Origin of the sequence: Rhizobium sp. WYCCWR 11146, assembly GCF_013591995.1 — a bacterium.
Lineage (GTDB): Bacteria > Pseudomonadota > Alphaproteobacteria > Rhizobiales > Rhizobiaceae > Rhizobium > Rhizobium indicum.
Genome location: NZ_JACCEY010000045.1, coordinates 1,620 through 19,764, shown reverse-complemented (window position 1 = coordinate 19,764; position 18,145 = coordinate 1,620). Strand labels below are relative to the sequence as shown.

The window sequence follows — 18,145 nt, the reverse complement described above, 5'->3', positions numbered from 1 at the left end:
AACGGCCCGCGGAGCTATCCGCGGGCCGTTCGTCTTTGATCGTCTGCCGGACCAGCTTTCAATGATATTTCTCGCGCTCGCGGCCGAGGATGACAGGCGCGTCGAGGCCGGCGATGGGACGGGTGACATCGGCCGGGATGTCGCCGGTGAGCTGCAGGTCGAGATAGCGAGCGCAGCAGACCCGCAGGAAGGACGTGAAGTTGCCGAGATCGTGGCCTGCATCGATCGATTCATGATGCAGCCGGGTGATCAGCTGGACGACATTCATGCCGTCGCGGCGGGCGATTTCCTCCAGCTTCGACCAGAAGAAATTTTCCAGCCTGACGCTGGTGACCATGCCGTCGATGCGCAGCGACCGGGTGGCGCTTTCCCAGAGCCGAGCATCCGCCTTGATGAACAGTTCACACATATCGTCCTCCCCGGTGCCGCCCTCCTCAGGCGGCGTTGGTTTCGAGCAGTGTTGCGGCATCGAGCACGGCCATGAACTGGCGCAGCCACGACGGATGCGCCGGCCAAGCGGGCGCCGTGACCAGATTGCCGTCCGAGACTGCATCGCTGATAGCGATGTCGGCATAAATGCCGCCAGCAAGTTCGACCTCCGGCCGGCAGGCGGGATAGGCCGAGCAGGTGCGGCCCTTCAAAACGCCGGCTGCGGCGAGCAGTTGTGCGCCATGGCAGATGGCGGCGACGGGTTTTCCTGCGTCGAAGAAGTGCCGGACGAATTTGAGGACGTCGGCATTGAGGCGAAGATATTCGGGCGCGCGGCCGCCGGGGATGACGAGGGCATCGTAATCTTCGGCGCGCACACTGTCGAAAGTGGCGTTCAGCGCGAAATTATGGCCGCGCTTTTCGGAATAGGTCTGGTCGCCTTCGAAATCGTGGATGGCGGTGGCGACGGTCTCGCCAGCGTTCTTGCCGGGGCAGACCGCATGGACCGTATAGCCGCAGGCGAGCAGCGTCTGGAACGGCACCATCGTTTCATAATCTTCGGTGAAATCACCGGTGATCATCAGGATCTTTGAAGCTGGCATCGTTTCCTCCCTTTGAAACCAACTGGCGGAGAGTAGCAAAGAGCTGTGGAGAGCAGGTACTATGGGAATACTACAGGCAAAATTCGCACCCGATAAGGCGACCATTAAATCGCCCTGACCTTCACATCAGGCAATGCGCAAGCCTCGCCGCCGCCGAAGAGGCGGGAACGGGTCAGGAAGCGCTTCTCGCGGCCGTTGTCGAGCGAGAACATGCCGCCGCGGCCGGGCACGACGTCGATGATCAGCTGCGTATGCTTCCACGCCTCGAACTGGCTGGCGCTGATATAAACAGGTACGCCGCCGATCTCGCCGAGCTTGACGTCGCTGTCGCCGATCATGAATTCGTTAGCCGGATAACACATGGGCGAGGAGCCGTCGCAGCAGCCGCCGGACTGGTGGAAGAGGATATCGGGATGATCCCGCTTGATTTCTGCGATCAGATCGAGAGCTGTGTCGGTTGCCAGAACACGCGCTTCGCCGTTGACGGTGGTTTCCATCATTCTTCCTCCAAAGTTTCGGGAGGAGAATTCCCCTCCCCAACCCCTCCCCACAAGGGGAGGGACTTACGATGCCGCTCCGACAGCTCACCTCGTTGAAGTTTCGGCAAGAAGATACGTTTTTGGAGCGAGGCAATTCAACGCGTTAAGCCCCTCCCCCTTGTGGGGAGGGGTTGGGGAGGGGTTTTGACACTCCCTCCCGCCAAGCTAGAAGCTTCTCAGAAGAAGCCAAGCGCTTTCGGGCTGTAGCTCACCAGCATGTTCTTGGTCTGCTGGTAGTGGTCGAGCATCATCTTGTGGGTTTCACGGCCGATGCCCGACTGCTTGTAGCCGCCGAAGGCGGCATGGGCCGGGTAGGCGTGGTAGCAGTTGGTCCAGACGCGGCCGGCCTGGATTTCGCGGCCGAAACGGTAGCAGCGATTGGCGTCTCGGCTCCAGACACCGGCGCCAAGACCGTAGAGCGTGTCGTTGGCGATTTCGAGAGCTTCCTTCTCGTTCTTGAAGGTCGTGACCGAAACCACCGGTCCGAAGATCTCCTCCTGGAACACACGCATCTTGTTGTGACCCTTTAAGATCGTCGGCTTGACATAATAGCCGTTCGCCAGCTCGCCGCCGAGATCGTTGCGCGAGCCACCGGTCAGCACCTCGGCGCCTTCCTGCTTGCCGATGTCGAGATAGGCGAGGATCTTTTCCAGCTGCTCCGTCGAAGCCTGGGCGCCGATCATCGTCGCGGTGTCGAGCGGGTTGCCCTGCTTGATCGCCTCGACGCGCTTGACGGCCTTTTCCATGAAGCGGTCGTAGATCGATTCCTGGACGAGGGCGCGGCTCGGGCAGGTGCAGACTTCGCCCTGGTTGAGGGCAAACATCGCAAAGCCTTCGAGCGCCTTGTCGAGGAAATCGTCATCCTCGGCCATCACATCGGCGAAGAAGATGTTCGGCGATTTGCCGCCGAGTTCCAGCGTCACCGGAATGAGGTTCTGGCTGGCATATTGCATGATCAGCCGACCGGTCGTCGTTTCGCCGGTGAAGGCGATCTTGGCGACGCGCGGGCTGGTCGCCAGCGGCTTGCCGGCTTCGAGGCCGAAACCGTTGACGATGTTAAGTACGCCGGGCGGCAGGAGATCGCCGACGATCTCGGCCCAGAGCAGGATCGAGGCCGGGGTCTGCTCGGCCGGCTTCAGTACGACGCAGTTGCCGGCGGCAAGCGCAGGCGCCAGCTTCCAGGTGGCCATCAGGATCGGGAAGTTCCACGGGATGATCTGACCGACGACGCCGAGCGGCTCATGAAAGTGATAGGCCACGGTATCGTGGTCGATTTCGCCGATCGAACCTTCCTGGGCGCGGATGCAGGAGGCGAAGTAGCGGAAGTGGTCGATTGCCAGCGGAATGTCGGCCGCCATGGTTTCACGGATCGGCTTGCCATTGTCCCAGGTCTCGGCCTGGGCGAGCAATTCAAGCTTGTCTTCCATGCGCTGGGCGATCTTCATGAGGATATTGGAGCGCTCGGCAACGGAGGTGCGGCCCCACTTTTCCTTTGCCGCATGAGCGGCGTCGAGTGCGAGGTTGATGTCCTTTTCATTGGAGCGGGGAATGTCGCAGAGCTTGCCGCCGGTGACGGGCGTGAGGTTTTCGAAGTATTTTCCCTCGACCGGCTCGCGCCATTCGCCGCCGATATAGTTGCCGTATTTCAGCTTGAATGGCGACTCGACGATTTTCTGATGAAGCATGTCATCCTCCCTTGATGATCCAGGTTCCCAAACGAACCAGTTGGAGGAAAATGAGCATGTTTTGGCGCAGGGACTAGGGTGGGTCTTCCATACCGCAGTGCACAGTGTCGCAGACCTGCGACAGCATCGGGTCACGATTGCTCCAGGAGCGGGACCTTTACTCCGATCAGTGGAGATCGAGCTTTTTCATCTTCCTGTGCAGCGTGGCGCGGCTGATGCCGAGCGCGATCGCCGCCTGCGAAACATTGCCGCTGGCGCGCGACAACGCCCGCAAGAGTGCCGCCTTCTCCGCCTCGACGATCTCGTCCTGCTGGGAGACGCCAGCCTCATGCAGGGCATCGGCGGCCGGAATGCCGGCAGCGATGCGCTTGTCGTCCAGCAGCAACGCGACGCGGGCGGCGCGCGTCGCGCCGAGCACCAGATCGTGCCTGTCGACGGCCAGCAGGGCGGCGGCGGAATTGGCGCCGGCCGGGACCATCAGGAAACGAGCGCCGGCAAAGGCCGAGCGGAAAAGGTTGAGCTCGATGCGCATCGCCGCATCGCGCACGGTCTGCGTCACGATCGCTAGCGTCATCTCGTTGACGTCTTCGCGGCATGTGGAGATGTCGAGGGCTGCTGCCACCCGCCCACGATGATCGCGGATCGGCGCCGTCGTGCAGCTGAGGCTGGTATTCGAGCTGAAAAAATGCTGATCGCGGAAGATGGCGACGGCACGCTCGTCGGCAAGTGCGGTGCCGATGCCGTTGGTGCCGATGCTGGCCTCGGTCCAGACCGAGCCGGTCCAGAGGCCGAGTTCGCGGAATTCCTTGTCATCGCCGGCAGCGCCCCGACGCTCCAGCGCGATGCCGCTCTTGTCGGTCAGAAGCAGGCAGCAGCCGGCCCTGCCAACGGTGGTAAAGAGACGATCGAGCTCTTCCGTCGCGCTGGCAATCAGTTGTTCGGACTGCTCGCGCGCACGGCGGAACTCCTGGTCGGTGAGGCGCAGTGGAGCCCGCTGGTCCTCGGGGGCGAGCTGGTGCATGGTCATGCACCGCCGCCATGAGGCGACAACAGGAGAACTCGCCGCCGCAGAATCGCGCTGGGCAGACGTGTAGACGTGCTCGGCGTGCGCTGAGTGTTCGTGCATCGGCTCCTCCCACCGAATTTCAGCACATTCTGATGGAAAAATGGCTGGTTTGCAATCTGCCGGCGCTGGCGGTCGTCACCGTGCGGCGTTTGCTGACGAAAGTGGCTGAAATCACATTTCGGTGTTTTCGCCGCCATGGCGTAACAAATGACCCTCTCTCTCGTAGTTCTGTACAGAAACAAGGTTTGCCAGACGAGGAGATCCGACCATGCTGAACAGACGATTGTTGCTGATGGGCGCTGCTTTTGGGGCGCTTGCGGTTCGCTTGGGCCCGGCCGGCAAGGTGATCGCCGGCGAGACGTTTGCGGTGACGCATACCGAAGAGGAATGGCGCAAGCTGCTGACGCCGGATCAATATGTCGTCCTGCGCCAGGCTGGAACGGAACATCCCTTCACCAGTGCCTTGCTGCATGAGGAGCGAAAGGGCAATTTCGCCTGCGCCGGCTGCGACCAGGACCTCTTTTCCTCGACCACCAAATTCGACAGCGGCACTGGCTGGCCGAGCTTCTGGGCGCCGCTCGAAAAAGCCGTCCGCACCACGAGCGACACGACTTTCGGCATGGTGCGCAGCGCCGTGCACTGCAGCCGCTGCGGTGGGCATCTCGGCCATGTCTTCGATGACGGCCCGAAGCCAACCGGGCTTCGCTACTGCATGAATGGGCTCGCCATGACATTCCGTCCAACTTCGGCCTGATCGAGGGATGATCTCACTCGGTGCTGATGACTGCCTGCGCCTAGCGCTGCAACCAGGCTTCGATGCTGCGCGCTGCCGCCCGGCCGGTCGCCAGGCAGGCGGTGAGGAGATAGCCACCGGTCGGTGCCTCCCAGTCGAGCATTTCGCCGGCAACGAAGGTGCCCGGCAGCGCCTTCAACATGAAGTTTTCGTCGATGCCGCTCCAGTGGATGCCTCCCGCCGAGGAGATCGCCTCGGCGATCGGCCGGGTTTCGATCACCGGCACCGGCAGGGCCTTGATGATGCCGGCGAGACGCTCCGGATTGGTTCGGTCGCGCTCGGGAGCGAGTTCGCGCAGCAGCGCCGCCTTGACGCCGTCGAGGCCGGCGCCCTTGCGCACGCGGTTTGAAAAGCTCGATTTGGCGTCCTGCCGCGCAAGGTCGCAGCTCAGCCTCTCGATGGTGCGGCCTGGTGCGAGGTCGAGGGTCAGCGAAGCGCTGCCATGGTTCAGCAGCCGGTCGCGCAACGCGGCCGTATGGGTGTAGACGAGGCTGCCTTCGATGCCGCTGCCGGTGATGACGAATTCGCCGGGAAAAGTGCCGGCCTCGGACGTGGCGGTGACTGATTTTACCGGCTCGCCGGCGAAACGCTCGCTGAAGTTCCCGCTCCATCCGACGACGAAGCCGCAATTGGCGGGTTGAAAAGTGTCAATTTCCACACCCCTGCCGGCCAGCCAAGGCACCCAGGCAGCATCGGAGCCGAGGCGCGGCCAGCTTGCGCCGCCGAGCGCGAGCAGGGCCGCGTCGCAATGGACGATGCTGCGCCCTTCGGGTGTTTCGAAAACATAGCCGTCTTCTGCAAAACCGGTCCAGCGGTGGCGGGTGCGCAGGGCGGCGCCCTGTGCCTCCAGCCGTCTGAGCCAGGCGCGCAGCAAAGGCGAGGCCTTCATAACCTCCGGGAACACCCGGCCGGACGAGCCGACGAAGGTCTCGGTCCCGAGCCCTGCTGCCCAATCCCTGATATCATCAGGGGCAAAGGCATCAAGAGCAGGGCGCAGACGGGCGGAGGCCGCGCCGAAGCGCGTGGTGAAACGGGCGTAATCCTCGGAATGGGTGATGTTGAGACCGGACTTGCCGGCCAGTAGAAACTTGCGGGCAAAGGTCGGCATGGCGTCATAGACGGTCACCGCATGACCGGAACGGGAAAGCAGTTCGGCAGCCGCGAGACCCGCCGGGCCGCCGCCGATGATTGCAATCCGGTTCTGGTTCATTGATGTCTTCGCCCGATTCTGTCTGCATGCAGTTTTGGCGCGGGTGCGGATCGCCCGCAAGGGCAGGGATTAGAGCAATTCCAGGAAAAGTGTGAAGCGGTTTTCCGTCCGGAATTGCGGGAAAACAAAGAGATAGAGCATTTTCGTGATTCGAAGAAAAACGGAAATGCTCTAGTGGTGCGGATGCGTGCACTGGCCGTGGTCGGCGAGCACCTCGATGACGCGGCATTGGTCGACGCGGCCGTGGCCGCAACCTTCCACCATGGTTTCCAGCTCGGCCTTCAGCGCCATCAGGCTGCGGACGCGCTGCTCGACCTCGATGAGGCGGGCCTTGGCGATGGCGTCGGCCGAGGCGCAGGACTGGTGCGGATCGTCCTGCAAGGTGAGCAGCGTGCGGATCGCCTCGATCTCGAAGCCGAGTTCGCGGGCGTGGCGGATGAAGGCGAGGCGGCTGATATCGGCGGGTTCGAAGGAGCGCTGGTTGCCCTCGCTGCGGCTCGGGGCCGCGAGCAGGCCGATGCTTTCATAATAACGCACCGTCGGCACCTTGACGCCGCTCTGGCGGGCGGCTTCACCGATCGTGATCTTTTTCATGATTTTCCTCTTGCACCTCTAGTCACTAGAGGATGTAGGAGGGATGCTTCTGTTTGACAAGGAAGCGGATCATGGCTGAGAGCGAGACACGATACCGGGTTGGCGGCATGGATTGCGCCTCCTGCGCAACCAAGATCGATACGGCGGTCAGACGCTTGGCGGGTGTCGCCGATGTTTCCGTTTCGGTGATGGCAGGCACGATGACCGTCCGGCACGATGGCAGCAGTGATCTCAACGCGATCGAGAAGAAGGTGACCGGGCTCGGCTATTCTGTCGCGCCGCTTGCCGGAAGCGCTGCGCCTGCGCAAACTCAGGGCTCGCAGCATCGTCACGACCATGGACATGATCACCGCGATCACGCCGACCACGACCACGATCATGCGGTGCATGATCACGAAGGGCACGACCATGCACGCCATAGCCATGACCATGCAAGTCATGACCACGACGATCATGGCGAGAAGGAAATCGAGGGGCTGCACGGGCACGACCATGCGCCGATGGCCAGTCCCTGGTGGCAGAGTGGGAGGGGCCGGCTGACCATCCTGTCGGGTGCGGCACTCGTTGCAGCCTATGCCGTCGGCCATCTCGTGCCGGCGATTGCCTCCTATGCCTTCATCGTCGCCATGCTGATCGGGCTGGTGCCGATCGCGCGGCGTGCCGTCATGGCCGCCTTCTCAGGCACACCGTTTTCGATCGAGATGCTGATGACGATCGCCGCCGTCGGCGCCGTCATCATCAATGCCGGCGAAGAGGCGGCAACCGTTGTGTTCCTGTTCCTCGTTGGCGAGCTGCTGGAAGGGGTGGCAGCGGGCAAGGCGCGCGAAAGCATCCAGTCGCTGACGGCGCTGGTGCCGAAGACCGCGCTGCTCGAAGACAATGGGCAGACACGGGAGGTGCCGGCGGAAAGCCTTTCGGTCGGCGCCATCATCATGGTTCGTCCTGGCGATCGGATCTCGGCGGACGGCATCATCCTCTCAGGCGAGAGCGCGATCGACGAGGCGCCGGTGACGGGCGAGAGCACGCCGGTACGCAAGGGCGTCGATGCCGTCGTTTTTGCCGGCACGGTCAATGGCGACGCGGTGCTCAGGGTTCGCGTCACGGCGGCTGCCGCCGACAACACCATCGCCCGCGTCGTCAAGTTGGTGGAGGAGGCGCAGGAATCGAAGGCGCCGACCGAACGCTTCATCGATCGGTTCTCGCGCTATTACACGCCCGGCGTGGTCGTGGTCGCAGCGCTGGTCGCGGTCGTTCCGCCGCTGCTGTTTGCTGGGCCGTGGGGCGAATGGGTCTATAAGGGCCTTGCGATCCTTTTGATCGGCTGCCCCTGCGCGCTCGTCATCTCGACGCCGGCGGCGATCGCCGCCTCGCTTTCATCCGGTGCGCGACGCGGGCTGCTGATGAAGGGCGGCGCGGTGCTGGAAACGCTCGGCAAGGTGACGATGGTCGCCTTCGACAAGACAGGCACGCTGACAGAAGGCAAGCCTCAGGTAACCGACATCATTTCGTTCGGGCTGAGCGAGGCGCAGGTCTTGTCGCGCGCGGCGGTGCTGGAGCAAGGCTCCAGCCATCCGCTGGCGCTGGCGATCCTCAACCGTGCCAAGGCCGATGGTGTTCCCGTGCCGCCGGCCTTCGAGCTGGAGGCGCTGCCGGGCAAGGGTGTCAGCGGCAAAGTCGGCGGCGAGGCGCTGGATCTGCTGTCGCCGACTGCCGCCCGCGAGCGAGGGACGCTCGGCGCGGAACAGGATGCACGCATCACGGCGCTGAACGACGAGGGCAAGAGCGTGTCGGTGCTGCTCGTTAACGGTGTTATAGCCGGCCTGATCGCCATGCGCGACGAGCCGCGTGAGGATGCCGAGGCCGGGCTCGCTGCCCTCAAATCAGCAGGCGTCAAGGCGATGATGTTGACGGGCGACAACAAGCGGACGGCAGCAGCCGTTGCCGGCATGCTCGGCATCGACTGGCGCGGCGAGATGATGCCGGAGGACAAGCAGCGGGTCGTCGGCGAATTGAAGCGCCAGGGTTTCATCGTCGCCAAGGTCGGCGACGGCATCAACGATGCTCCGGCGCTGGCCGCTGCCGATATCGGCATCGCCATGGGTGGCGGCACCGATGTGGCACTGGAGACGGCGGATGCCGCCGTGCTGCACGGACGCGTCGGCGACGTGGCGCGAATGATCGAACTTTCCAAACGCACGATGCGCAACATCCTGCAGAATATCACCATCGCACTCGGGCTGAAGGCGGTGTTTCTGGTGACGACGATCGCCGGCATTACCGGGCTCTGGCCAGCGATCCTCGCCGATACCGGCGCCACCGTGCTGGTGACGATCAATGCGCTGCGGCTGCTTCGAATAAAGATATGAACATTCCTGACGTCATCCCTCCGGCGCTCGTCACCGGTGGGATCTCTCGTCAACGATTCGGGCCCGATCTCGAATCGAAAATCGCGGGACCGGCCATAGATAGGCTCTCCTCATCGGGACTTTCTCCACAGCCTGCTTTCTTTAAGCTTTGGTTAGCCATGTTTTTCACAGGAACGTAGCGATTTCAAACCTGTCGTAACGCAATGCACAAACCATCCGTTGACGCGAATTTGGATTGGCGTACTATATCTAGTGTTCGAGGTTCCGTCGATTCGTGAGGATCGACGGCTAAGACGGGAATTCGGTGCGCTTCGCCATCATGGCGCGGCAATGCCGGAGCTGCCCCCGCAACTGTAAGCGGCGAGCAACTGTCCGATTTCAGGTCACTGGAGCATGATGCTCCGGGAAGGCTGGGGCAGGGTGCTTTGACCCGTGAGCCAGGAGACCTGCCTCGAACGAAACGTCCACGGGCGGGGTGTCCGGAAGGTCGCGTTGCATGGCTGCGGAGAATCTCCGCATCGCGTTTCGCAGGCCCGAACCTCCGCCCCTGAAACCTTCGTATTGAGCCACTTCGGGGTGAAGTCATGTCAGTATCTCAGTTCAGGCCGCCACCCGCTCGAGGTAGAGGGCGGAGTACGCCCAGCGGCTAAACAGCCGCATAGCTCAAATCATCAGAGAATTTTTCGACGGATATCGACAGATTTCCGATCGATGTCCTGCGCCCAATCGCGTCGTCACGAGGAATATCATGACCATTACCGTCTACAGCAAGCCTGCCTGCGTTCAGTGCACTGCCACCTACCGCGCCCTCGACCGGTTGGGTGTTGATTATGACATCGTCGATATCTCGCAGGATGCCGAAGCGCTCGATCGCGTCCGCAGCCTCGGCTACATGCAGGCGCCTGTCGTCATCGCCGGCGAGCAGCATTGGGCCGGCTTCCGTCCCGACATGATCAGCGCACTTTCCTGAGGAAAGGCGATGGGTCTGATCGTCTATTATTCCAGCCGATCCGAGAACACCCATCGGTTCGTCGCCAAGCTCGGACTGCGCGCGGCGCGCATTCCGCCAAGTGGCGCAGACGCGTTCCATATCCGCGAACCCTTCGTGCTGATCGTGCCGACCTATAGCGGCGACGGCGGCAAGGGCGCCGTTCCCAAGCAGGTGATCCGTTTCCTCAACGATGCGGAAAACCGAGGACACCTCCGCGGCGTGATCGCCGCGGGCAACAGCAATTTCGGCGAGACATACGGGCTCGCCGGCGACGTGGTCTCGCAGAAATGCCGGGTGCCGTACCTCTACAGGTTCGAGCTGCTGGGCACGGAAGACGACGTAGCCAACGTCAAACACGGAATGGAACGGTTTTGGACACGGGAACACCTCTGACGCGGGATGCGGGCGCAAAACCGCATAACACTTTTGCTCATCCCGCCGGCGAACGCCCTTTGAAAGCGGCGGAAACGCTCGACTATCATGCGCTGAACGCGATGCTGAACCTCTATGACGATGAGGGGCGGATCCAGCTCGACAAGGATCGAATGGCTGCCAAGCAATATTTCCTGCAGCATGTGAACCAGAACACGGTGTTCTTCCACAATCTGAGGGAAAAGCTCGATTACCTCGTGACCGAGGGCTATTACGAGCAGGAGGTTCTCGACCAGTATTCCTTCAATTTCGTGCGGGATCTGTTCGACCAGGCCTATGCCAAGAAATTCCGTTTCCCGACCTTCCTCGGCGCCTTCAAATACTACACCAGCTATACGCTGAAGACTTTCGACGGAAAGCGCTATCTCGAGCGCTACGAAGACCGCATCTGCATGGTGGCTCTGGCCTTGGCACGCGGCGACGAGGCCCTTGCCCGCGACATGGTCGAGGAGATCATTTCTGGCCGCTTCCAGCCGGCGACGCCGACCTTCCTCAATGCCGGCAAGAAGCAGCGCGGCGAACTGGTTTCCTGCTTCCTGCTCCGCGTCGAGGACAATATGGAATCGATCGGCCGGTCGATCAATTCGGCGCTGCAATTGTCGAAGCGCGGCGGCGGCGTGGCGCTGTCGCTGACGAATATCCGCGAGGCGGGCGCGCCGATCAAGCATATTGAGAACCAGTCCTCGGGCATCATCCCTGTCATGAAGTTGCTCGAAGACAGTTTCTCCTATGCCAACCAGCTCGGCGCGCGGCAGGGAGCAGGGGCCGTCTATCTCAACGCCCATCACCCCGATGTCATGCGCTTCCTCGACACCAAGCGCGAAAATGCCGACGAGAAGATCCGCATCAAGACGCTGTCGCTCGGCGTCGTCGTTCCCGATATCACCTTCGAGCTCGCCAAGAACAACGAGGATATGTATCTGTTCTCGCCCTATGACGTGGAGCGCGTCTATGGCGTGCCCTTCACCGAGATTTCGGTGACCGAAAAGTACCGCGAGATGGCGGATGATGCCCGCATCTCCAAGAAGAAGATCAAGGCGCGCGAATTCTTCCAGGTGCTTGCCGAAATCCAGTTCGAGAGCGGCTACCCCTACATCATGTTCGAGGACACGGTGAACCGGGCGAACCCGATCGCCGGGCGTATTTCGATGAGCAATCTATGCTCGGAAATCCTGCAGGTGAGCGAGGCGAGCGAATATAATGACGACCTTTCCTACAAACATCTCGGCAAGGATATTTCCTGCAATCTCGGCTCGCTGAATATCGCGGCGGCAATGGATTCGGCCGATTTCGGCAGGACGATCGAGACCTCGATCCGGGCGCTGACGGCCGTTTCCGACATGAGTCACATTTCCTCGGTTCCCTCGATCGAGAAGGGCAATGACGAGAGCCATGCAATCGGCCTCGGCCAGATGAACCTGCACGGTTACCTCGCCCGCGAACGCATCTTCTACGGCTCCGAGGAAGGCGTCGATTTCACCAATATCTATTTTTATACGGTGACCTATCACGCAATCCGCGCCTCGAACCTATTGGCGGTCGAACGCGGCACGAGCTTCAAGGGCTTCGAGAATTCGAAATATGCCTCCGGCGAATATTTCGACAAATATACCGAGCAGCTCTGGGAGCCGGCGACGGAGACGGTGAAGGCTCTGTTCGAGACGTCAGGCATCCACATTCCGACACAGGAAGACTGGGCGGCGTTGAAGAGGGCGGTGATGGCCTCCGGCCTCTATAACCAGAACCTGCAGGCGGTGCCGCCGACGGGATCGATCTCCTATATCAACCACTCGACTTCCTCGATCCATCCGATCGTCTCGAAGATCGAGATCCGCAAGGAAGGCAAGATCGGCCGCGTCTACTATCCGGCGCCGTTCATGACCAACGACAATCTCGACTATTATCAGGACGCCTACGAGATCGGGCCGGAGAAGATCATCGACACCTATGCGGCGGCGACCCAGCATGTCGACCAGGGCCTGTCGCTGACCTTGTTCTTCCGCGATACGGCAACGACGCGCGACATCAACAAGGCGCAGATCCATGCCTGGAAGAAGGGCATCAAGACGATCTACTACATCCGCCTTCGCCAGATGGCGCTGTCCGGCACCGAGGTGCAGGGCTGCGTATCCTGTACGCTGTGATTGATATTTCGCTCCGGAGCATTTGCCCCTCACCCTAACCCTCTCCCCGTTCTGACGGGGAGAGGGGACTTGCCACACGAACCGTCAATAAAGACGGAAAAGGGTGCGGCATATCCCCTTCGCCCCGTTGGCGGGGAGAAGGTGCCGGCAGGCGGATGAGGGGCAAATCCCGACACATTTCTCAAGAGGGAACACAATGAACATGCAATTGAAGCCGGTCAGCCGCGTGCGCGCCATCAACTGGAACCGCATCGAGGACGACAAGGATCTCGAAGTCTGGAACCGGCTCACCGGCAATTTCTGGCTGCCGGAAAAGGTGCCGCTTTCGAACGACATTCCGTCGTGGGCGACGCTGACGCCGGCCGAGCAGCAGCTCACCATCCGCGTCTTCACCGGCTTGACGTTGCTCGACACGATCCAGAATGGCGTCGGTTCCATCCGGCTGATGGAGGATGCGGTGACGCAGCATGAGGAGGCGGTGCTTTCCAACATCTCCTTCATGGAGGCGGTGCATGCGCGCTCCTATTCGTCGATCTTCTCGACGCTGTGCTCGACGCCGGATGTCGACGATGCCTATCGCTGGTCGGAGGAGAACGAGTTCCTGCAGCGGAAATCGGCGCTGATCATGGAGCAGTATCGCTCCGGCGATCCGTTGAAGAAGAAGGTTGCGAGCGTCTTCCTCGAAAGCTTCCTGTTCTATTCCGGCTTCTACCTGCCAATGTATTGGTCGAGCCGCGCCAAGCTGACCAACACGGCCGACATGATCCGGCTGATCATCCGCGACGAGGCGGTGCACGGCTATTATATCGGCTACAAGTTCCAGCGCGGGCTGGAACGCCTCGGCGAGGAGAGAAGGCAGGAGATCAAGGATTTCGCCTTCGAGCTGCTGCTCGAACTCTATGACAACGAGGCGAAATATACCGAAGCGCTCTATGACGGTGTCGGGTTGACCGAGGACGTCAAGAAATTCCTGCATTACAATGCCAACAAGGCGCTGATGAACCTCGGCTATGAGGCGTTGTTCCCGGGTGAGGCCTGCAAGGTCAATCCGGCGATCCTGTCGGCACTTTCGCCGAATGCCGACGAGAACCACGACTTCTTCTCCGGCTCCGGCTCCTCCTATGTCATCGGTAAGGCTGTCGCGACCGAGGACGAAGACTGGGATTTCTGAGGCTTGATCGGCGTCTGCCTCTTATCATTTGCTCTCTCATCGCCCACATTCAGCGGAACTAAATTCGGTCCTCGCCGGTGATGTGGCGTAGCGGGAGTTTTTGATGTCGTCTTTTTTGAACAAGGCCGGGACTGCCGTCGAAGCGGAAGAGGGCGTCTGGCCGATCCGCAGAAGACGGATTCTCGACTGGCTGGTGAACGATACGCGCGGCGAGCGGTTCATCGACAATATCCTGGTGGAAATGTGCGAGAAGCTTTTGGCATCAGGAGTGCCGGTGGCGCGGGTGACATTGCATTTCAGGACGAACCATCCGCAATGGATCGGCGCCCGCATCCTCTGGAAGGAAGGCCTGGCAGAGGCGAAGATCAACACTTTCGCCTATGGTGTCGAAAACACGCCGGAGTTCCTGAAGAGTCCCGTCAACGCGATCCATCAGGGTTCGGAGGAGGTGCGTAGACAGCTGGAAGGCACAGCCGACGGCGACGAGGATTCATTCTATCAGGAACTGCGCGATGACGGCCTCACGGAGTATATCGCCTGGCCGCTCGAGCATACTTTCGGCAAACGGCACGTCGCGACATTTTCCACCAGCCGGCCCGGCGGTTTTACGAGCGAGCATGTCGATTTCCTGCGTGATCTGCTGCCGGCCTTGACGCTCGTCAGCGAAATCCGGCTGAAGAACATCATGGCGCGCACGCTGCTGCAGACCTATGTGGGGCCGCATGCGAGCGAACAGATCCTGGCGGGCGTCACGACGCGCGGCAGCGGTGCGACCGTCGGTGCGGCAATCATGATCTGCGACCTGCGCGACTTTACGGCGATCTCCGATCTCTGGCCGCGCGACGATGTCATCCATCTGCTCAATGATTACTTCGACGCCATGTCCGACCCGATCGAACGCTATGGCGGAGAGATACTGAAGTTCATGGGCGACGGATTGCTGGCGATCTTTCCGCTGAGCAAGGAAACGGCCTGTCACGATCTGCTGCAGTCGATCCGCGAAGGGCAGGGGTTGATGGCGCAATTGAACCAGCAGTATGCGGGCAACGGACGCGAACCGCTGCGCTACGGCGTCGGCGTGCATGTCGGCGACGTCATGTACGGCAATATCGGCTCGCGCCGGCGGCTCGATTTCACCGTCATCGGCCCGGCGGTCAATGTCGCCTCGCGGCTGGAAACCCTGACCAAGGAGGTCAAGCGGCCGGTACTCCTGTCGCGGGCCTTCGTCGAAATGGCGGGCTGTGCGGAGGAGATGGACAGTCTCGGCACCTTCCCGTTGCGCGGGCTCGGCGAGCCGGTCGATGTCTTCGCCTTTCCAGAGGGCAGGTAGCTCAGACCCCTCGCTTGTTTCCCCAAAGCAGCACGTGCAGTTGGGGCAATACGCGTACCGCAAACCATTGGTCGGCCGTCACCCTTTCGACAAGCCAGTGCATGCGATCCATCACGCCGTCGATATCAATGCGTGCGTCATGGTCATCGGGCAGCGGCGGGGTGTGGTTGCCTGGTTGGAGGAACAGTGGAATTTGGGGATAGCGCTCACCCGCCCGTTGGGCGAATTCGTAGTCGGCATCGTCGAAGATGACGATCTTCAAGGCGATCTCCGGACCGCCGGCTGCCAGTTGAAGACAGTAATCCACCTGGTCCCAATCCGTCAGCATTCCGCTGGATGGCGGTTTAGGGCTGATGACCAGGATGTCGAGATCGCGAAACCAGGCCTGGGCTACGCTTCCCTGCGTTTCCAGTGCAAAGCGGTATCCCTGGGAATGGCCGAGCTCGACCAGCGGCCTCAAGGGCTGTATCGCCGGATTGCCTCCGGAAAGGGAAACCGTCAGTGGTTTGCCCCCGGAGAGTTCGGTGACCTTATGCCAGACCGCCTCAGTGGACATAGGAATCCATTGATCCCGGAACGCGCTGTCGACGGCGTGAAGGCTGTCGCACCAGGAACACCGATAGTCACAGCCGCCTGTCCTGACGAACACCGTCGGCAGCCCAATCAAGACGCCTTCACCCTGTATGGTCGGGCCAAAGATCTCGCTGACGCGAATGGTCCCCACGCTCACGGCCTGTACTCCGCCCAGGTTTTTGGCGTCTCGCTGACGCGAACGGACGATGTCTCCGGGAAGCGCTGCTTGCACCAGTCGTAAAAGTGCCTTGCCAGAAATTCCGACGTGACTTTCGAATGGCCGAAGACGTCGTTCAGGTGACGATGATCGAAAGTTTCGTCGATATAGCGCTTGAGCGGTGAGAGGTCGTGATAGTCACGTACGAAGCCATCATCATTCAGGCTTTCCGCAGCCAGCTCGACAATGACGACGTAGTTGTGCCCGTGAAGCCGAGCACATTGATGGTCGGTAGGCAGGTGATCCAATTGATGGGAGGCGGAGAGATGAAACTCCTTGGTGATGCGGTACATCAACGCACCTCCGTGGCCGAATATCGAGACACGGCCGCTTTCCAGAAATCCTGGTCTTCATATTGCGTGGGATCGGGAACACCGGCAAGATGGAACGCTTCGCGGCGTTCCACGCAGGTTCCGCAGCGCCCACAGTGGAGCTCGCCGCCTTTGTAGCAGGACCATGTCTCCGAAAACGGCGTGCCGTGTTTTGTGCCGTCAACCACGATCGACGCTTTGGAAACATCGACGTAGGGGGCAAGCAGTTTCACGCTGGCATAACCTTCCAACGCTTCGTTCTGCATGCGCTGGAAAGCATCGATGAAGCCCGGTCGGCAGTCCGGGTAGATGAAGTGGTCGCCGCCATGCACGGCGACGGCAACTGCATCTGCTTTTTGCGCGGCCGCCAGACCGAACGCGATTGCCAGCATGATGGCGTTGCGGTTGGGCACGACGGTGGCTTTCATGGTCTCCTCGGCGTAGTGGCCATCCGGAACCTCGACATTGTCGGTCAGGGCCGATCCGCTGAGATGGCCGCCGATGCTGGCGATGTCGATGATATGATGGGGAACGAAGAGCCGTGCGGCACATCTGGCGGCGAAGTCGAGTTCCTTGCGATGCCGTTGGCCGTAGTCGAAGGAGACGAGACCGATAAGCTGTTTTTCCGTTGCTACCTTGTGGGCAAGCGAAACGGAGTCCAGTCCGCCGGAGCAGACGACGATGGTTTTCATACTTTGGATCCCTTGTTTTGACCGGGTGGGCTGCGACCGGATTGCGCGGTGCTTCTAGGACAAATCACGCGTCATGGGAACAGTTTTAAATGTCGGGATTTCACAGCCGAGCAGCTAATCGATCGGAAAGTTGATCTGCGGCGGCAGCGGGAGCTGCAGATCCTCGGCATCCGGATTGTTGATGCGCTGCAGCAGCTTGCGTCCCAGATCTTCGCCGACGGCCGTCGTTCCATTAGCCATCAGAAAATTCATATAAAATTCAAAAGGATGCCGCAATAACCATATTTTTCTCGGGAGTCGAGAAAGGACTTGACGACCAAGGCCTTATAACGTTTTAAATTGTTAACCGCGCGGAGGAGCGCGGCCGTATGCTGACCGCTGCAATGGCGGGAAGCATCGGGCGGCAGGGAGGTCCCGCCGCCGATTTGCAAACGGGAGGAAATTCATGAACAAGTTTTTGAGCTCGGCAGCTATTGCTGTCGTGATGATGGCTGGCCTCAGTGCTGCCCGCGCCGCTGACGTCAAGGAAGTGCAGATGCTGCACTGGTGGACGTCAGGCGGTGAGGCGGCGGCGCTGAACGTCTTGAAGCAGGATCTTTCGAAGGAAGGTTTTGCCTGGAAGGACGTGCCGGTGGCCGGCGGTGGTGGCGATGCGGCGATGACGGCGCTGAAGGCGATGGTTGCGGCCGGCACCTATCCGACAGCCTCGCAGATGCTGGGCTATACCGTGCTCGATTATGCCCAGGCCGGCGTCATGGGCGATCTGACCGAGACGGCGAAGAAGGAAGGCTGGGACAAGTCGGTTCCGGCAGCCCTGCAGAAGTTCTCGGTCTATGACGGCAAGTGGGTTGCAGCCCCGGTCAACGTCCACTCGGTCAACTGGCTGTGGATCAACAAGGCTGTGATGGACAAGATCGGCGGCACTCAGCCGAAGACCTTCGACGAGCTGATCGCGCTGCTCGACAAGGCGAAGGCTGCAGGCGTGATCCCGCTCGCCCTT

18 protein-coding genes, 1 pseudogene and 1 riboswitch are annotated in these 18,145 nt (G+C 61.0%); of the genes and pseudogenes, 8 read left to right on the top strand and 11 right to left on the bottom strand.

What is annotated here, in order from left to right; translation table 11 throughout:
• Positions 1–58 precede the first annotated feature (58 nt).
• The 5 genes from HX899_RS34480 to HX899_RS34460 form a co-directional block, all read right to left on the bottom strand.
• A complete protein-coding gene (locus tag HX899_RS34480; RefSeq protein ID WP_138334965.1) occupies positions 59–409 on the bottom strand; it encodes a ribbon-helix-helix domain-containing protein in 351 nt (116 codons plus the stop codon).
• 25 nt (positions 410–434) lie between these two features.
• Complete coding sequence (locus HX899_RS34475; protein ID WP_138334966.1) at positions 435–1,031, bottom strand: DJ-1/PfpI family protein; 597 nt, start codon at positions 1,029–1,031, stop codon at positions 435–437.
• Positions 1,032–1,135: 104 nt separating this feature from the next.
• Positions 1,136–1,528: a DUF779 domain-containing protein gene (locus HX899_RS34470; protein ID WP_138334984.1), complete on the bottom strand. Its 393-nt coding sequence runs from the start codon at positions 1,526–1,528 to the stop codon at positions 1,136–1,138.
• Positions 1,529–1,746: 218 nt separating this feature from the next.
• The gene (gene adh, locus HX899_RS34465) at positions 1,747–3,255 is read right to left on the bottom strand and encodes an aldehyde dehydrogenase (RefSeq protein ID WP_181294532.1); all 1,509 of its coding nucleotides are present in this window, start codon (positions 3,253–3,255) and stop codon (positions 1,747–1,749) included.
• A 166-nt stretch (positions 3,256–3,421) separates the two neighbouring features.
• Positions 3,422–4,381: a helix-turn-helix domain-containing protein gene (locus tag HX899_RS34460; protein WP_181294531.1), complete on the bottom strand. Its 960-nt coding sequence runs from the start codon at positions 4,379–4,381 to the stop codon at positions 3,422–3,424.
• Between the two features lie 208 nt (positions 4,382–4,589).
• Between HX899_RS34460 and msrB the strand changes: the two genes are divergently transcribed.
• Positions 4,590–5,075: a peptide-methionine (R)-S-oxide reductase MsrB gene (gene msrB / locus HX899_RS34455; protein ID WP_181294530.1), complete on the top strand. Its 486-nt coding sequence runs from the start codon at positions 4,590–4,592 to the stop codon at positions 5,073–5,075.
• A gap of 40 nt (positions 5,076–5,115) precedes the next feature.
• On the opposite strand, the gene HX899_RS34450 is transcribed toward msrB, so the two are convergent.
• Together HX899_RS34450 and HX899_RS34445 are read right to left on the bottom strand one after the other, a co-directional pair.
• The gene (locus HX899_RS34450) at positions 5,116–6,324 is read right to left on the bottom strand and encodes a TIGR03862 family flavoprotein (RefSeq protein ID WP_181294529.1); all 1,209 of its coding nucleotides are present in this window, start codon (positions 6,322–6,324) and stop codon (positions 5,116–5,118) included.
• Between the two features lie 171 nt (positions 6,325–6,495).
• On the bottom strand, positions 6,496–6,918 hold the full coding sequence (locus HX899_RS34445) for a helix-turn-helix domain-containing protein (RefSeq protein WP_181294528.1): 423 nt from the start codon (positions 6,916–6,918) through the stop codon (positions 6,496–6,498).
• A 71-nt stretch (positions 6,919–6,989) separates the two neighbouring features.
• Between HX899_RS34445 and HX899_RS34440 the strand changes: the two genes are divergently transcribed.
• The 6 genes from HX899_RS34440 to HX899_RS34415 all read left to right on the top strand — a co-directional run bounded on the left by HX899_RS34440 (position 6,990) and on the right by HX899_RS34415 (position 15,352).
• Positions 6,990–9,284, top strand: coding sequence for a heavy metal translocating P-type ATPase (locus tag HX899_RS34440; protein WP_181294527.1), 2,295 nt, complete (start codon positions 6,990–6,992; stop codon positions 9,282–9,284).
• A gap of 242 nt (positions 9,285–9,526) precedes the next feature.
• Positions 9,527–9,753, top strand: a riboswitch (cobalamin riboswitch).
• A 279-nt stretch (positions 9,754–10,032) separates the two neighbouring features.
• Positions 10,033–10,254, top strand: a complete 222-nt coding sequence (gene nrdH, locus HX899_RS34435; RefSeq protein ID WP_018243700.1) for a glutaredoxin-like protein NrdH — start codon at positions 10,033–10,035, stop codon at positions 10,252–10,254.
• Positions 10,255–10,263: 9 nt separating this feature from the next.
• On the top strand, positions 10,264–10,668 hold the full coding sequence (gene nrdI / locus HX899_RS34430) for a class Ib ribonucleoside-diphosphate reductase assembly flavoprotein NrdI (protein ID WP_181294526.1): 405 nt from the start codon (positions 10,264–10,266) through the stop codon (positions 10,666–10,668).
• Positions 10,647–12,851 (top strand): class 1b ribonucleoside-diphosphate reductase subunit alpha, encoded by a 2,205-nt coding sequence (gene nrdE / locus HX899_RS34425; protein ID WP_180196772.1) that lies wholly within the window; start codon positions 10,647–10,649, stop codon positions 12,849–12,851. The genes nrdI and nrdE overlap by 22 nt, the downstream gene beginning before the upstream one ends.
• Positions 12,852–13,047: 196 nt before the next feature.
• Positions 13,048–14,022 carry a class 1b ribonucleoside-diphosphate reductase subunit beta gene (nrdF, locus tag HX899_RS34420; protein WP_181294525.1) on the top strand — a complete coding sequence of 325 codons (975 nt, stop codon included), beginning with the start codon at positions 13,048–13,050 and terminating at the stop codon, positions 14,020–14,022.
• Between the two features lie 103 nt (positions 14,023–14,125).
• The gene (locus HX899_RS34415) at positions 14,126–15,352 is read left to right on the top strand and encodes an adenylate/guanylate cyclase domain-containing protein (RefSeq protein WP_181294524.1); all 1,227 of its coding nucleotides are present in this window, start codon (positions 14,126–14,128) and stop codon (positions 15,350–15,352) included.
• Between the two features lies 1 nt (position 15,353).
• On the opposite strand, the gene queE is transcribed toward HX899_RS34415, so the two are convergent.
• From queE to HX899_RS34395, 4 genes and pseudogenes are all read right to left on the bottom strand, one after another.
• On the bottom strand, positions 15,354–16,082 hold the full coding sequence (gene queE / locus HX899_RS34410) for a 7-carboxy-7-deazaguanine synthase QueE (protein WP_181294523.1): 729 nt from the start codon (positions 16,080–16,082) through the stop codon (positions 15,354–15,356).
• Positions 16,079–16,435: a 6-carboxytetrahydropterin synthase QueD gene (queD, locus tag HX899_RS34405; RefSeq protein WP_138334979.1), complete on the bottom strand. Its 357-nt coding sequence runs from the start codon at positions 16,433–16,435 to the stop codon at positions 16,079–16,081. The genes queE and queD overlap by 4 nt, the downstream gene beginning before the upstream one ends.
• Positions 16,435–17,145: a 7-cyano-7-deazaguanine synthase QueC gene (gene queC / locus HX899_RS34400; RefSeq protein ID WP_181294522.1), complete on the bottom strand. Its 711-nt coding sequence runs from the start codon at positions 17,143–17,145 to the stop codon at positions 16,435–16,437. The genes queD and queC overlap by 1 nt, the downstream gene beginning before the upstream one ends.
• Before the next feature lie 114 nt (positions 17,146–17,259).
• Positions 17,260–17,370 (bottom strand): annotated as a pseudogene (locus tag HX899_RS34395) (LacI family transcriptional regulator); the annotation flags it as partial.
• A 220-nt stretch (positions 17,371–17,590) separates the two neighbouring features.
• On the opposite strand from HX899_RS34395, the gene HX899_RS35420 reads away from it, so the two are divergent.
• On the top strand, positions 17,591–18,145 hold a 555-nt coding region (locus HX899_RS35420), incomplete at its 3' end, for an ABC transporter substrate-binding protein (RefSeq protein WP_246697247.1).